Origin of the sequence: Cellulosimicrobium cellulans (assembly GCF_042723955.1) — a bacterium.
GTDB classification, from domain to species: domain Bacteria; phylum Actinomycetota; class Actinomycetes; order Actinomycetales; family Cellulomonadaceae; genus Cellulosimicrobium; species Cellulosimicrobium cellulans_H.
The window spans coordinates 25249-39094 of record NZ_JBHXIC010000040.1 but is presented as its reverse complement, the minus strand read 5'-3'; the positions used below and the strand labels follow the sequence as shown (position 1 = coordinate 39094).

Here is a 13846-nt window from a genome sequence, read left to right as displayed (position 1 = left end):
ACGCCCGCCCCCACCCCCCCGCCGATCGCGCGCCCCCCCGCGCGCCCCCACGGCCACCACGACGCGACGGGGGCGTAGCCCGCGCCGTCGCCCACGAACGCGTCGGCGAGGGCGCGACGCAGCCGCAGCGCGCGCGTCGTGACGAGCAGCTTCTCGTCCGCGAGCGTGCGCGCCGGCGCCCCGCCGTCGAGCCGCGCGAGCCGCTCCGTCAGCGCGTCGACGTCGACCGGTCGGCGGTTGTCGGGGTCCACGAGGGTGGGCGCGTAGGACTCGGCGCCCTGGTAGACGTCGGCGACGCCGGGCGCCGTGAGCCGCACGAGGGTGATCCCGAGGCTCGCGGCGCGCAGCTCCGGGCGGTGCTCGCGCGACCACCGGGCGAACGCTCCGGTCACGGCGGGGTCGGCGAGCGCGCGCCGCGCGAGGTCCGCGACGGCCTCCTCGTAGGCCTCGTCCGGGCTCGTCCAGGACGTCGCGACCTTGGCCTCCCGCAGCGCCTTGTGCAGATAGTCGACGAGACGGTCGGGCGCGATCGCCGCGCCGTCCAGGCCGTCGGTCGCACCGCCGGACGGGTCGGTCACCGGGCCGGCGTCGGGCAGCCACGTGCCCGCGACGGTCTGCCACAGGAGGTTCTCGGCGAGGCCGTCCACGAGCACGCCGCGGTACGGGGCCGTCGCGGCGCGGACCTCCGCGACGAGGCGCGACCACCCGCCCGCGTCCTCGGACAGCACGCCGAGCGCCGCACGCGTGTCCTCGCCGCGCTTGGTGTCGTGCGTCGACCCCGCCGTGAGGGCGTGCGGGGTGAGCGCGGCGAACCGCTGCGCGAACGCGTGCCAGTCGTGCACGCCGAGGCTGAACCGGTCCGGCTCGCCCCCCACCTCGCACAGGCTCACGAGCTCCGTCCAGCGGTAGAACGCGGTGTCCTCCACGCCCTTCGCCGTCACGGCCCCGCACACCTGCTGGAAGCGCACCACGAGCTCGTCGCGCCGCGCCTCCCGGCGCCGTCCCGCGCTCCCCACCTCCCGGCCCAGCACGAGGTCGACCACGACCTCGAGCGTCTCCGCGCGCTGCGGGTCGAGCCGGGCCCGTGCACGCTCGGCCGCCTCCTCGACCGCCCGGACCGCCTCGTGCCGCGGCGGCGTGCCCGGCACGACGTACGCCCGGTACCGGTCGAACGCGACGAGCAGCTCGCGCAGGCACTGGTGCAGGCCGCGCCACGTGTGGTCGCGCAGGCGCGGGTCGTCGTGGCAGACGGCGGCCGCCAGGTCGGTCAGCCGGTGCAGCTCCGCGTACAGCGGCCCGGCGACGACCTCGCGCTTCGCCTCCTCGACGAGCGCGGCGAGGCCGCCCGGCGCCGCACCCGTGAGGCGCGTCATCGCCGCGTCGAGGCCAGCCCGCCCGCCCGGGTCGACGAAGAGCTGCTGGAGCCGCCACGCGACGTCGTACCCCGTGGTCCCGACCGTCGCCCAGTCCGGGGGGACCTGCTCCTCGCCGGCAAGGATCTTCTCCACCACGACCCACGCGCCGTCCGTGCGGTCCGCGAGGCGCTGGAGGTACTGTGCCGGGTCCGCGAGCCCGTCCGGGTGGTCGATGCGCAGCCCGTCGACCGTGCCGTCCGCGACGAGGCCGAGCACGAGCGCGTGCGTCGCGTCGAACACCTCCTCGTCCTCGACCCGGACGGCCACGAGCGACCCGACGTCGAAGAACCGCCGGTAGTTGAGCTCCTCGTCGCCCACGCGCCAGAACGCGAGGCGGTAGTGCTGGCGCTCGACCAGCTCGGCGAGCGGCAGGTCCTCGGTCTCGGCCCGCACCGGGAAGACGTGGTCGTAGTACCGCAGGACGCGGCGGGGTCCGGGCTCGCCGGGGACCGTCACGTCGTCGAGCACGAGCTCGCCCGCCGCGAGCACGTCGCCCAGGCGCGCGCCGAGCACCGGCATGAGCACCGCACCCTCGCCCGCGGACCAGTCGACGTCGAACCACCGGGCGTAGGGCGAGCCGGCGCCGTCCTCCAGCACCGACCACAGCGCACGGTTGTGCCACGCGGGCGTCGGGACCGCCATGTGGTTCGGGACGACGTCGAGCACCAGGCCCAGGCCGGCCGCGCGGGCGCTCGCGGCCAGGCGCTCGAGCCCGTCGCGTCCGCCGAGCTCGTCGCTGACGCGCGCGTGGTCGACGACGTCGTACCCGTGCGTCGAGCCCGGCGCGGCCTGGAGCACGGGGGAGAGGTAGAGGTGAGTGACCCCGAGCGACGCGAGGTACGGCACCTGGCGCGCGGCGTCGTCGAACGTCAGGTCGGGGCCGAGCTGGAGCCGGTAGGTCGAGACCGGGACGCGGGGCGGTGCGCCCGGCACGCCGGTGGGGTGGCCGGCCGTCATCGCAGCGGCGGCCGGGTGAGCACGATGACGCTGCGGCCCGTCACCGAGACCGTGTCGCCCGGGTGCAGGGAGTCGCCGACGTCCACCGTGCCGTCGGTGTCCAGCACGACGTCCCAGCCCTCCCCGTACGTCGCGGGCGGCACGGTGAAGTCGAGCGCGTCGGAGTGGGCGTTGAGCAGCAGGAGGAACGAGTCGTCGACGATCGGCTCGCCGCGCCGGTCCTGCTCGGGGATCGCGTCGCCGTTGAGGAACACCATGACGGTGCGCGCGTACGCGTGGTCCCAGTCCTGCTGGTCCATGCGCGAGCCGGTGATGTCGAGCCACTCGATGTCGGGCAGCTCGTCGTCGGCCGTCCCGGAGCCGCCGCGGCCGAGGAAGAACCGCCGCCGGTGCAGCACGGGGTGGTCGCGGCGCAGCCACACGACGCGCCGGGCGAAGTCGAGGAGCGCGGCCCGCTCGTCGTCGAGACCCTCCTCGCCGCCCCAGTCCATCCACGTGATCTCGTTGTCCTGGCAGTAGCCGTTGTTGTTGCCGCCCTGCGTGCGCGCGATCTCGTCGCCGTGCGCGAGCATCGGCACGCCCTGGGAGAGCAGCAGCGTGACGAGGAAGTTGCGGCGCTGGCGCGCGCGGAGCGCCCGCACGTCGGGTTCGTCCGTCGGCCCCTCGACGCCGCAGTTCCACGACCGGTTGTGGCTCTCGCCGTCGTTGTTGTCCTCGCCGTTGGCCCCGTTGTGCTTCTCGTCGTAGGAGACGAGGTCGTTCAGCGTGAAGCCGTCGTGGGCCGTGACGAAGTTGATCGACGCGATGGGCTTGCGCCCGCTGTGCTCGTAGAGGTCGGACGAGCCCGTGAGGCGGCTCGCGAGCTCGGGCAGCGTCGAGGGCTCGCCGCGCCAGAAGTCGCGCACGGTGTCCCGGTACTGCCCGTTCCACTCGGTCCACAGCGGCGGGAAGCCGCCCACCTGGTAGCCGCCGTCGCCGAGGTCCCACGGCTCGGCGATGAGCTTGACCTGGGAGATCACCGGGTCCTGCTGCACGATGTCGAAGAACGCCGAGAGGCGGTCGACCTCGTGGAACTGCCGGGCCAGGGTCGCCGCGAGGTCGAAGCGGAACCCGTCCACGTGCATCTCGGTCACCCAGTAGCGCAGCGAGTCCATGATGAGCTGGAGCACGTGCGGCGAGCGCATGAGCAGCGAGTTGCCCGTGCCCGTCGTGTCGAAGTAGTGCGCCTCGTCGCCGTCGACCAGCCGGTAGTACGCCTTGTTGTCGATGCCGCGGAAGCTCAGCGTCGGGCCGAGGTGGTTCCCCTCGGCGGTGTGGTTGTAGACGACGTCGAGGATGACCTCGATGCCGGCCTCGTGCAGCGCCTTGACCATGGTCTTGAACTCCATGACCTGCTGCCCGCGCGCGCCGTACGCCGCGTAGCCGTTGTGCGGCGCGAAGAACCCGATGGTGTTGTAGCCCCAGTAGTTCGAGAGCCCCTTCTCGACGAGCGTGGGGTCGTTGACGAACTGGTGCACCGGCATGAGCTCGACCGCGGTGACGCCCAGCGTCACGAGGTGCTCGATCACGGCAGGGTGGGCCATCCCGGCGTACGTGCCGCGCAGCTCGTCGGGCACGTCCGGGTGGAGCATCGTCATGCCCTTGACGTGCGCCTCGTAGATCACGCTGTCGTGGTAGTCCCGGTTCGGCGGGCGGTCGTGCCCCCAGTCGAAGAACGGGTTGATGACGACCGAGACCATCGTGTGCCCGGCCGAGTCGTCCTCGTTGAGCGGGGGAGCGGTCGCGGGCGCCTCGTCCGTGACCTCGGGGTCCTCGTCCGCAGGCGCCGCGTCGCCACCGTCGGCGAAGCGGTAGGAGAACAGGGACTCGTCCCCGTCCACCCGGCCCTCGATCGCCTTCGCGTACGGGTCCAGGAGCAGCTTCGCCGGGTTGCAGCGGTGGCCGCTCGCGGGGTCGTAGGGACCGTGCACCCGGTAGCCGTAGCGCGTGCCGGGGCCCTTCCCGGGGAGGTAGACGTGCCAGACGTGCGCGTCCACCTCCTCGAGGTCGACGCGCGTCTCGGTGCCGTCGTCGCCGAGGAGGCAGAGCTCCACGCGCTCCGCGACCTCGGAGAACAGGGCGAAGTTCGTCCCCGTCCCGTCATAGGTGGCGCCCAACGGGTAGGGGTGGCCTGGCCAGGTCTGCATGCCCTGAGGATTCCACGCACCCCGGGCCGCTGTCGTCGCAGGAGGCACCCGACCCGGAGTGACGGACGACACCTGACATTAATAGTGTGCCAAGCGCGCATCACCTCAGGGGTCCGCCGTGCGCTCGTCCCACCTCCGGGCGCCCCGACCGCGCCGCGCCGCGGACGGTCGTGCGTGGCGGCGTCGGACCTGGTAGACCCGTGCCATGAGCACCCATGCAGACCATCGCGACGACCTCAACGAGTCCGACGTCGCCTCCGCACGACTGTCCCCGCGCCGCGAGGAGGAGGGTGAGGGCGTCGGTGACGTCCTGACCGGTGGGGACGCGACCAAGGCTCCGCAGTCGTTGTCGGAGAACGAGCGTCGGCCGATCGACGGCGCGTCGTCGGGCACCTCCTGGGACGACCCGGACGAGCTCTGAGCGTCAGTCCACGCGGGGCAGCCGGTCGGCGTCGACCGGGATGAGCCGGGGCATCCCCGCTGGGGCGACCGCGCTCAGCGCGAGGTAGCGCGCCTCGGCGCGGTGGAGGCGGATGTGCTCGTCGACGGTCCAGTCCGGGCCGTTCGTCAGCGACATGCCGCACGAGCAGTCGATCGTCACCCGACCCGTCCCGTCCTCTCGGACCTGCCCGATCGTCACGTGCGCCGAGCGAGCGTCCGCCTTCGCGCGACGCATGCTCGCGCTGACGGGTTCGGGGCGCGTGGCCTCCGGCGGCGGGGACGGGGCGTGTGCGGCACTCACAGAGCCCGAGCCTAGACGGCGTCGCGCGGGCGGCGTGCACGCAGCGCACGTTCCGACCGACGGCACCGTCGAGCCGCGGGCCGTCTCAGTGGGTGTGGGCGATCCCCAGGGCGTGCGCCCGCTCGTGCTCGAGCTCTGCGGCCTCGCGCGCGGCGATGCGGGCCCGGACCTCCTCGCGCCGGAGCGGGGGGACGGTCGTCGGCGGGTTGCGGCGCTCCGGCAGCTCGTCGAGCAGCCGCGCGACGATGGCCGTGACCTCGTCGACCGCCCGCTCGAACGGTTCCTCGGTCGCGGCGCTCGTGCGCTGGATCCCGGTGACCTTCCGGACGAACTGGCGTGCGGCCGCCTCGATCTCCTCGTCCGTGGCGGGGGGCTCGAGACCTCGCAGGGTCGTGATGTTCCGGCACATGCCCTCGACGCTACGTGCGAGCGAGGAGCGCCACAAGGGCGACGGCTCGGCCCCGTCAGGCGAAGCGTGCCGAGACGGCGAGCGTCTCGCCGACGTCGACGCGGACGTCCGCGAGGCGAACGCCCGGGGGGAGGTCGGACACGAGGTCGACCTGGCGGCCCTCGACCTTCGCGAGCTCGCCGCGCGCCGCGACGAGCAGCGCCGCGACGACCGGGTTGCGGCTCGACAGCTCGAGGTCCCGGACGGCGAGCACCATCTGCGCGTCGACCTCGGCGGTCGCGGTCGCGCGGACGCTGGCGGAGAGGATGCCCTTGCGGACCCGAGCGAATCCGCGGAGCGTGACGCTGCGGGGTCCCGCAGACTCGAGCTCGACGTCGAGCGACGCGAGCGTGAGTCCGAGGTTCTGGAGCTCCGTGGCCACGAGCCGCCGCGCGGTCGCGACGATCGCGTCGCGCGGCGCGGCGACCCGGACGTGGCCGGTGAGGGGCGCGGCGTCGTCGGGCTCGACGCCCTCGACCCCGAGGCCGCCGGCGCTGTCCTCGACCCAGCGGAACCGCAGGCCCTCGACCTCGGCCAGGACGTCCACCGGCACGTCCTCGACCACGAGCGGGTGCGCGTCCACGCGCAGCCGGCGCAGGACCGCGTCCTCGCGCGAGCGCACGTCCTCGACGTCGCAGGTCGCCGGGCCGGACGTGGTCGCGTCGGCGGGTGCGCCGCCGACCCGCACGTGCACCCCGGTCAGGTCGACGTCGAGCCGCGCGACGTCGGCGCCGTCGAGGTCGGCGTCGAGCCGTGCCCGCTCGGCGCCCTGGACGGTCGGGCCGAGCGCGTCGAGCAGGACGGGGCGGAGGCGGCCGAGGAGCTCGGCGGCAGTCGTGGGGCGCGGGGCCGTGCCGAGCGGCAGCACGTCGTGGGCGGGGCGCAGGTCGGGCATGGGCCGAGAGTAGTGGACGACGAAGGCCGCCCCGGGAACCCGGGACGGCCTACGTGGTGGTGGGCGATACTGGGATCGAACCAGTGACCTCTTCCGTGTCAGGGAAGCGCGCTACCGCTGCGCCAATCGCCCGGGGTGATGCTGCACTGCATGCGAGGTGGAGATGGGATTCGAACCCACGTATACGGCTTTGCAGGCCGCTGCCTCGCCTCTCGGCCACTCCACCTTGAGACGCGTCCTCTCTCACGCTCCCGTAGGAGCAGGCCAGAGAGTGGGCCTCCGAGCGGATGACGGGACTCGAACCCGCGACCCTCACCTTGGCAAGGTGATGCTCTACCAACTGAGCCACATCCGCGCGGCCGGTCCGTCAGGCTCCTCAGAGCCTTCGTGATCCGGCGCGAAGCACATACTAGCCGACTTCCCGCCCGGACCGTGCATCCGGTCCAGGTGATGGTCGGCACGCGAGAGGCCGCTCCGGACGGTGCCGGGGCGGCCTCTCGCGTCGTGCTCGTGGGCGATACTGGGATCGAACCAGTGACCTCTTCCGTGTCAGGGAAGCGCGCTACCGCTGCGCCAATCGCCCAAAGGGTGGTGCTGCTGCGAGGTGGAGATGGGATTCGAACCCACGTATACGGCTTTGCAGGCCGCTGCCTCGCCTCTCGGCCACTCCACCGCGACCTGCCCTCCGCCACCGCGAGAGCGGACGGAGAGTGGGCCTCCGAGCGGATGACGGGACTCGAACCCGCGACCCTCACCTTGGCAAGGTGATGCTCTACCAACTGAGCCACATCCGCGCGGCCGGACGGGTGAGAGCTTCGAGGAATCGCTTCCTGTCGGCCCCCGGCGTTCCGGCGCGTCCCAGACATTAGTCCACGTTCGCGCCCGGAGTCCAACCGGCGTCCTCCCGTGCGCGTCGGGTGCGCACCCGGGCTCGTCCGGGTGGAGCGGCTGCGCTCGGTAGCGTGGTCCCGTGCCAGGACCTGGGAGAACGTCGTCGAGGCCGGGGCTCGCGCGCTTCGCCGGCCGAGCCGCCACCGGTGTGGTGGAGGTCGTCGACCTGTGGCGCGAGCCGGAGCGGCTCGACGACGACGGCCCGTGGTTCGTCGTGGCGGACTTCGACGCCCCCGCCCGGGGCGGCCGGGCGCGCGCGTGGCGGTTCGCGGAGCGCGTCGACCCGACGGAGCTCGCGCGGGAGGAGAGCGCGAGGGACGCATGGCGCGGGCCCGTGCCGTCCGACTGGGAGAGCTCGATGGACCGTGCGACCTACGAGGCCGCGGTCGCGCGCGTGCGCGACGAGGTCCGCGAGGGCGAGGTCTACCAGGCGAACGTCTGCCGCGTGCTGTCCGCCCCGTTCGTCGCCCCGGACGGGGGCGAGCCCGACGCCGCGGCCCTCGGGCGTCGTCTGGCCCGGGGGAACCCGGCGCCGTACGCGGGCGTCCTGCACGTCCCGGCGAGCTCGGGCGTCGACCCGGCCTGGGTCGTGACCGCGTCCCCCGAGCTCTACCTCCGCGTCGCGGGCGGGACGGTGGCCTCCGGACCGATCAAGGGCACTGCGCCGACCCCGGACGGGCTCACCGCCAAGGACCGCGCGGAGAACGTCATGATCACCGACCTCGTGCGCAACGACCTCCAGCGCGTGTGCGACCCGGGGACGGTCGAGGTCACCGACCTGCTCGCGGTCGAGCAGCACCCCGGCCTCGTGCACCTCGTGAGCACGGTGACCGGCCGCCTGCGCCCCGGGCTGCGCGGCACGGGGGCGCTGTGGCCGGCGCTGCTCGACGCGACGTTCCCGCCCGCGTCCGTGTCCGGCGCCCCGAAGTCGTCCGCGCTCCGGATCATCGACGCGCTCGAGCCCGTGCCGCGCGGTCCTTACTGCGGGGCGATCGGCTGGGTCGACGGCGACGAGGCGGTGCTCGCCGTCGGGATCCGGACGTTCTGGTGGGCCGACGGCGTGCTGCGCTTCGGGACCGGGGCCGGGATCACATGGGGGAGCGACCCCGCGCGCGAGTGGGAGGAGACCGAGCTCAAGGCGCGACGCCTCGTCGGCCTCGCCTCCGGCACACTGGAGCCATGAGCACCGCTGCCGCCACGACGCCGACGTCCGACCGACCGTCCGAGAACCTCGTGATCTGGGCCGACGGACGGCTGGTCGGTCCGGGCGAGGAGGCCCTGAGCGCCGTGGACCACGGCCTCACGGTCGGGGACGGCGTGTTCGAGACGTGCGCCGTGTTCGACGGGCAGGCGTTCGCCCTCACCCGGCACCTGCGCCGCCTCGCGCGGTCTGCCGCGGGCCTCGGGCTCGACGCGCCGGACGAGCAGCGCGTGCTCGACGGTGTGACCGCCGTGCTCGCCGAGGCCGACGGCCGCACGCGCGCGGGCGCCGGCCCGGTCGGGCGCCTGCGCATCACCGTGACGGCCGGTGTCGGCCCGCTCGGATCTGGCCGCACACCCGGCGCGCAGACCGTCGTCGTCGCCGCGGGGCCTGCGACCATCAGCCCTGCCGGCCGCGCCGTGCGCTCGCCGTGGACGCGCAACGAGCGGTCGGCCGTAGCCGGGCTGAAGACGACGTCGTACGCCGAGAACGTCGTCGCGCTCGCCGACGCCGTCGCGAAGGGTGGCGACGAGGCGCTCCTGGCGAACACCGCGGGCGACCTGTGCGAGGGCACGGGGGCGAACGTCTTCGTCGAGCGCGGGGGAGAGCTCGTCACCCCGCTCCTGGCGTCGGGCTGCCTCGCCGGCATCACGCGCGAGCTGCTGCTGGAGTGGGCCGCGGAGGACGGCCTTCCCGTGCGCGAGGCGCACCCGGGCGAGCTGCCGTTCGAGGTGCTCGACGAGGTGAGCACGGGGGAGGCCGCGCTGCTCCTCACCGGCTCGGTCCGCAACGTCCAGCCCGTGACCTGGCTCGACGGCGTCGATGTCGCAGCCGGGGAGCTGTCGCTCGCCGCGCGCAAGCTGTTCGAGCGGCGCCGTCGCGAGCGCCTGGACCCCTGATCCGAGCCGGTTTTTCGATCCGGTCCGTTTCAGGCTAGTATCGACCTCGCACTCGGGCGATTGGCGCAGTGGTAGCGCGCTTCGTTCACACCGAAGAGGTCACTGGTTCGAACCCAGTATCGCCCACCGAGATTGAGGCCCGGAACCGCATGGTTCCGGGCCTTCGTCGTCCGACGATGGCCCGGCGCCGCCGAAGAGCGCCTCACGGTGAACCCCACCTGGGGAGATCCGGTCTGGCGTGAGAGCCGAGGCGTACGGTGCGAGCGTCAGGGAAGCCTCCTAGGGTTCCTGGCATGTCGAGCAGGGGGTCGTACGTCCTGGCGTCCGTGTCACGCACGGTGCGCACCGTCGAGCTGGTCGCCGAGTCGGGGGCGATGCGCCTGGCCGAGCTGGCGTCGTGTCTCGGCGTGAGCCGCCCGGGGGCGTTCCGCATCGCGCAGACCCTCGTCGCGCACCGCTGGCTCGTCCAGGGCATGGACCGCCGCTACCGGATCGGACCCGCCGTGCGGGCTCTCCCCGTAGACCCGGGGTCGGGTCCGGCGGATGGTTCGGCGCAGAGTCCGGGACGCTCGACCGACGCCTGAGGGCCGAGACGTCTCGCCATCTGAGCGGGGCCGTCCCCGGGAGCGGGTGAATGTTCGCGACAAATCGCTCGCGCATGTCGGAGATAGCGTCGATACCGGACGAAGTGGCCACTTCTGGACAGATGTCCAGCCTGCGAGGCGCCGGGGTGCGGGGCAGGCTGCCCGCATGCTCTGGGTGACGGTCGGCTGGGTACTGGTCGTCCTCGGTGCAGCGACCGCGATCGTCCCCGCGGGACGTGCCCGTCGCCGTGGCGCGACGGGCGCCGAGGGCCTTGCCATCGGGTGCGGCGGAGGCCTCGCTCTGTGGGGAGCGGTCGTGGTGGTGGTCGTCACGGTGCTCCAGCGACCGTGACGACAGCCGGTCCCCCTCCTTGTGCAGGGGGCAGGGAGGTGGACCGGTCACCCTCGCAGGGCGGCGACGAGCCGCTGCGCGTCCGCCATGATGCGGTCGAGCACGCGGCGGTAGACGTCGTCCGACCGTCCGTAGGGGTCCTCGACGTCCGGCGCGTCGCGCTCCAGGTCGAGGTTCGCGCGCGCTCGGGGCGCGGCGGCGACGACGTCGGTGAGCCGCGCGGCGTCGTCCGGCCCGGGTGTGCGAGCTCCCAGCCGTTCCGTGATCGACGCGAGCTCCGTGTAGAGGAAGGTCCGCCGGAGCGCCGACGGTGCGAGCTCGAGCACCGCGGCCCGGTGTCGGCGCGTCATCGTGAGGACGAGGTCCCCGGACCGCACCAGGTCCTCGGTGAGCGGGCGGGCGACGAAGCCCGACGGGTCGAGGCCGCGGTCCGACAGGAGGCGGGCCATGCTGGGCGCGACGGGTGCGCCGACCACGGCGCCCGTCCCGGCGCTGGCCACGACCACGGAGTCGTCCAGCGCCGCACCGAGCACGAGCTGTGCCGCGGGCGACCGGCAGATGTTCCCGGTGCAGACGACGAGGACGGAGAGCACGCTTCAGACCTCCTCGCGACGGTGGGTCTGGGTAATGTAGCGCGAGCGGCGGCTCGCACCGGAGCCGCCGCACCGGGGGCGAGTCGCAGGGGGCGGCATGGTGCACGACGGGTGGGGTCCACGGTGGGCAGGGGCCACGACGCTGGCCGCGCCCTTCGCACGACCGGAGCCGGAACGAGGTCGTCCCGGGGCGCGGCGACCGTCCCGCCGAGCGCCTTCTCCGCGGCTGCGCAGGCGCGTCGCCGTGGCCGTCGGGATCGCGCTCGTCGTGGCGCTGGCGTGGTTCGCCTGGCTGGTCACGGACGTCCTGCGCGCGCGTGCCGCGCTCGAGGACGTGGCCTCCACCCTGCCGGCACTGCGGGAGCAGGTGCGGACGGGCCGGGACGCCGGGGCGGCGATCGACGACGTCCGTCGGTCCGCACGCGTCGCGGCGTCCGCGACGCACGGCCCGCACTGGACGGTCGCCCGAGCGCTGCCGTTCGTCGGCGACGACGCGCGAGCCCTCGGGGAGGTCACCGGAGCCGTCGACCGGGTCGCTCAGGACGCCCTGCCGCGGCTCGCGGACGCCGTCGCCGTCGCGTCTCCGTCGTCCCTCGCGCCGACCGCGGGGGCCGTCGACCTGGAGCCTCTCAGCGCTGCGCGCGACGACGTCGTCGCCGCGGACCGCGCGGTCGTGGCGTCGTACGAGAGCGTCGCGGGCATCGACACCTCCACCCTCGTGAGCCCGCTGGCCGCCGCGGTGGACGACCTGCGCGAGCAGCTCGGCGGCGTCGCCTCCCAGACGGCGACCGCCGCACGCGCGGTCCAGCTCGTCCCGCCGATGCTCGGCGCCGACGGCGCGCGTGACTACCTCGTCCTCGTCCAGAACAACGCCGAGCCGCGCTCGACCGGCGGGATCGCCGGCTCGGTGCTCCACCTCCGGGCGGACTCGGGCGCCGTCGAGCTCGTCGAGGTCCGTCCGGGCAGCGCTATCGGCGCCTTCCCCGAGAGCGTGGTCGACCTGAGCGACTCCGAGGCCGCGCTGTTCGGCGACGACCTCGGCAGGTACATGCTCAACGTCACGTCCACCCCCGACTTCCCGCGCGCCGCACGCGTGGCGCGCGAGGCCTGGCTGCGGCAGACGGGTGAGGAGGTGGACGGCGTGGTGGCCGTCGACCCCGTGGCTCTCGCGGGGGTGCTTAGCGGGGTCGGTCCGGTCGAGGTCGCGATGCCGGGCGGCGGGACGCTCCGGCTCACGACGCAGGACGCGGCCGCCTACCTGCTCCACGGCGTCTACGTCGACCACGCGGACCCGGCGGAGCAGGACGCCGTGCTGGCCCTGGCCGCCCGCGAGGTGCTCGGCTCGCTGACCACGGGGGACGGGGACGCCGCGGCGCTCGTCGACGCGCTCGCCGGCTCGGCCCGGGACGGTCGTCTGCTCGTGTGGTCCGCCCGGGCCGCGGAGCAGGACCTCCTGGTGGGCACGGTCCTCTCCGGCGAGCTCGAGGGTCGTCGCCCCGACCCGGCGGGCGGCCCGACGTCCCCCGTCGTCGGGGTCTACCTCAACGCGACGACCGCCTCCAAGACCGGCTACTACCTCGACTCCACCGTGGCGGTCGGGGACGTGACGTGCCGGCCTGACGGCTCGCAGGCCTTCACGGTGCAGGTGACGCTCGCCTCCACGCTCACCCGCGCCGAGGCGGCGGAGCTGCCCGAGTACGTCCTCGGAGCCGGAGGGGACGGCACGATACGGACCAACCTGCTCGTCTACGCGCCGGAGGGCGGGGGGATCCGCGGGGCGTCCATGGGCGACAACGAGCCCGGGCTCTTCGCCCAGGTGCACGACGGGCTCGTCGTCGGAGCGCGGTCGGTCGCGCTCGCGCCGGGGGAGTCGGCGACGTACGAGTACGAGGTCGTCAGCGGCAAGAACCAGCGCGGCACGGTTTCCGTGAGGAAAACTCCTGGCGTCAGGAACGTGACGACGGCCCTACCGGCTGTCGGGTGCGGCACGGGTGTGTTCTCCTGAGAGAGCACGGCGGGGGCACGTGCGACGACCGGCGTCGATGACGTCGGTCGACCGGAGGCCCCCGCACTCGACGACGAAGGCAGGGGGCCTTTGACATGAAGCTTCGACACGCAGCGACCACGCTGCTCCTCGCCGCGGCGCTCGCCGCGGCACCGGCCGTCGCGTCCGCCTACGAGGCGGACGAGTACGAGGTCGGCGTCTCCACCGCGACGCCCGTGGTCGGTGAGACGTTCACCGTCACGGTGGGCGGACCGGCCGGGAACCCGACGATCACGCTGACGATCTCGTCGCCCGACGTCCCGGACGGCGCCATCTCGATCGCCGGGACCAAGGCGCTGACCAAGAACACCACCGACGGCTTCGCGTCCTTCGCCGTGACGCTCTCCGAGCCGGGGACCTACTCCCTGGTGGCGACCGACGCGGACGGGACCGTGCTGTCGAGCCAGCAGATCGTCGCCGTCCCCGCCTCCGACGGGGCCGGTGGCACGGGCTCGGGCGGCGACTCGGCCGACGGCGCGGGCGACGGCACCTCGGGCGGCCTCGCCGAGACGGGGTCCGACGACGTGCTGCTGCTCGGCGGCGCCGTCCTGCTCGTCGCAGGTGGCGCGACGGCCGTCCTGGTCGCGCGCAGCCGACGCCGCTCGTCGGGGACCAAGGCCTGAGCCGGGCACCCGTCCT

Annotated in this window: 13 protein-coding genes and 7 tRNA genes; 8 read left to right on the top strand and 12 right to left on the bottom strand. The window is 74.0% G+C overall.

From position 1 onward, the window contains the following. Nucleotides 1-2372: malto-oligosyltrehalose synthase (gene treY, locus ACFWH7_RS12465; RefSeq protein WP_378216818.1), on the bottom strand; the 2372-nt coding region annotated here is incomplete at its 3' end. Next, nucleotides 2369-4558, bottom strand: coding sequence for a glycogen debranching protein GlgX (gene glgX, locus ACFWH7_RS12460; RefSeq protein ID WP_378216817.1), 2190 nt, complete (start codon nt 4556-4558; stop codon nt 2369-2371). The genes treY and glgX, both read right to left, overlap by 4 nt. Before the next feature lie 205 nt (nt 4559-4763). Here glgX and ACFWH7_RS12455 point away from each other — a divergent pair, with 205 nt between their 5' ends. Continuing rightward, nucleotides 4764-4979, top strand: a complete 216-nt coding sequence (locus ACFWH7_RS12455; RefSeq protein ID WP_336726486.1) for a hypothetical protein — start codon at nt 4764-4766, stop codon at nt 4977-4979. 3 nt (nt 4980-4982) lie between these two features. Here the strand turns inward: ACFWH7_RS12455 and ACFWH7_RS12450 are convergent, their stop codons facing one another. The 9 genes from ACFWH7_RS12450 to ACFWH7_RS12410 all read right to left on the bottom strand — a co-directional run bounded on the left by ACFWH7_RS12450 (nt 4983) and on the right by ACFWH7_RS12410 (nt 7437). Continuing rightward, nucleotides 4983-5300 carry a hypothetical protein gene (locus tag ACFWH7_RS12450; RefSeq protein WP_378216816.1) on the bottom strand — a complete coding sequence of 106 codons (318 nt, stop codon included), beginning with the start codon at nt 5298-5300 and terminating at the stop codon, nt 4983-4985. Between the two features lie 85 nt (nt 5301-5385). After that, on the bottom strand, nt 5386-5709 hold the full coding sequence (locus ACFWH7_RS12445) for a DUF2277 domain-containing protein (RefSeq protein WP_378216815.1): 324 nt from the start codon (nt 5707-5709) through the stop codon (nt 5386-5388). Between the two features lie 55 nt (nt 5710-5764). Next, entirely contained in the window at nt 5765-6643 is an 879-nt protein-coding gene (locus ACFWH7_RS12440; protein ID WP_378216814.1) for a hypothetical protein, read from the bottom strand. Nucleotides 6644-6700: 57 nt separating this feature from the next. Beyond that, nucleotides 6701-6775, bottom strand: a tRNA-Val gene (locus ACFWH7_RS12435). Nucleotides 6776-6798: 23 nt separating this feature from the next. After that, a tRNA-Cys gene (locus ACFWH7_RS12430) sits at nt 6799-6869 on the bottom strand. A gap of 56 nt (nt 6870-6925) precedes the next feature. Then, nucleotides 6926-6998 (bottom strand) — tRNA-Gly (locus tag ACFWH7_RS12425). Nucleotides 6999-7154: 156 nt separating this feature from the next. Then, nucleotides 7155-7226, bottom strand: a tRNA-Val gene (locus tag ACFWH7_RS12420). Nucleotides 7227-7245: 19 nt separating this feature from the next. Next, nucleotides 7246-7316: transfer RNA gene (locus tag ACFWH7_RS12415), tRNA-Cys, on the bottom strand. Nucleotides 7317-7364: 48 nt separating this feature from the next. After that, nucleotides 7365-7437: transfer RNA gene (locus ACFWH7_RS12410), tRNA-Gly, on the bottom strand. A 176-nt stretch (nt 7438-7613) separates the two neighbouring features. On the opposite strand from ACFWH7_RS12410, the gene ACFWH7_RS12405 reads away from it, so the two are divergent. The 5 genes from ACFWH7_RS12405 to ACFWH7_RS12385 all read left to right on the top strand — a co-directional run bounded on the left by ACFWH7_RS12405 (nt 7614) and on the right by ACFWH7_RS12385 (nt 10570). Then, nucleotides 7614-8717 carry a chorismate-binding protein gene (locus ACFWH7_RS12405; protein WP_378216813.1) on the top strand — a complete coding sequence of 368 codons (1104 nt, stop codon included), beginning with the start codon at nt 7614-7616 and terminating at the stop codon, nt 8715-8717. Further along, nucleotides 8714-9634 (top strand): aminotransferase class IV, encoded by a 921-nt coding sequence (locus ACFWH7_RS12400; protein ID WP_378216812.1) that lies wholly within the window; start codon nt 8714-8716, stop codon nt 9632-9634. Before ACFWH7_RS12405 ends, ACFWH7_RS12400 begins: the two co-directional genes overlap by 4 nt. Nucleotides 9635-9688: 54 nt before the next feature. After that, nucleotides 9689-9760, top strand: a tRNA-Val gene (locus ACFWH7_RS12395). Nucleotides 9761-9927: 167 nt separating this feature from the next. Further along, complete coding sequence (locus tag ACFWH7_RS12390) at nt 9928-10218, top strand: helix-turn-helix domain-containing protein (RefSeq protein WP_378216811.1); 291 nt, start codon at nt 9928-9930, stop codon at nt 10216-10218. 166 nt (nt 10219-10384) lie between these two features. Beyond that, nucleotides 10385-10570 (top strand): hypothetical protein, encoded by a 186-nt coding sequence (locus ACFWH7_RS12385; protein ID WP_375823522.1) that lies wholly within the window; start codon nt 10385-10387, stop codon nt 10568-10570. A 47-nt stretch (nt 10571-10617) separates the two neighbouring features. Here the strand turns inward: ACFWH7_RS12385 and ACFWH7_RS12380 are convergent, their stop codons facing one another. Then, on the bottom strand, nt 10618-11163 hold the full coding sequence (locus ACFWH7_RS12380) for an arsenate reductase/protein-tyrosine-phosphatase family protein (RefSeq protein WP_378216810.1): 546 nt from the start codon (nt 11161-11163) through the stop codon (nt 10618-10620). A 244-nt stretch (nt 11164-11407) separates the two neighbouring features. Between ACFWH7_RS12380 and ACFWH7_RS12375 the strand changes: the two genes are divergently transcribed. Then, entirely contained in the window at nt 11408-13168 is a 1761-nt protein-coding gene (locus ACFWH7_RS12375) for a DUF4012 domain-containing protein (protein ID WP_378216809.1), read from the top strand. A 95-nt stretch (nt 13169-13263) separates the two neighbouring features. Then, nucleotides 13264-13830, top strand: a complete 567-nt coding sequence (locus tag ACFWH7_RS12370; protein ID WP_378216808.1) for a peptidase — start codon at nt 13264-13266, stop codon at nt 13828-13830. Nucleotides 13831-13846 lie beyond the last annotated feature (16 nt).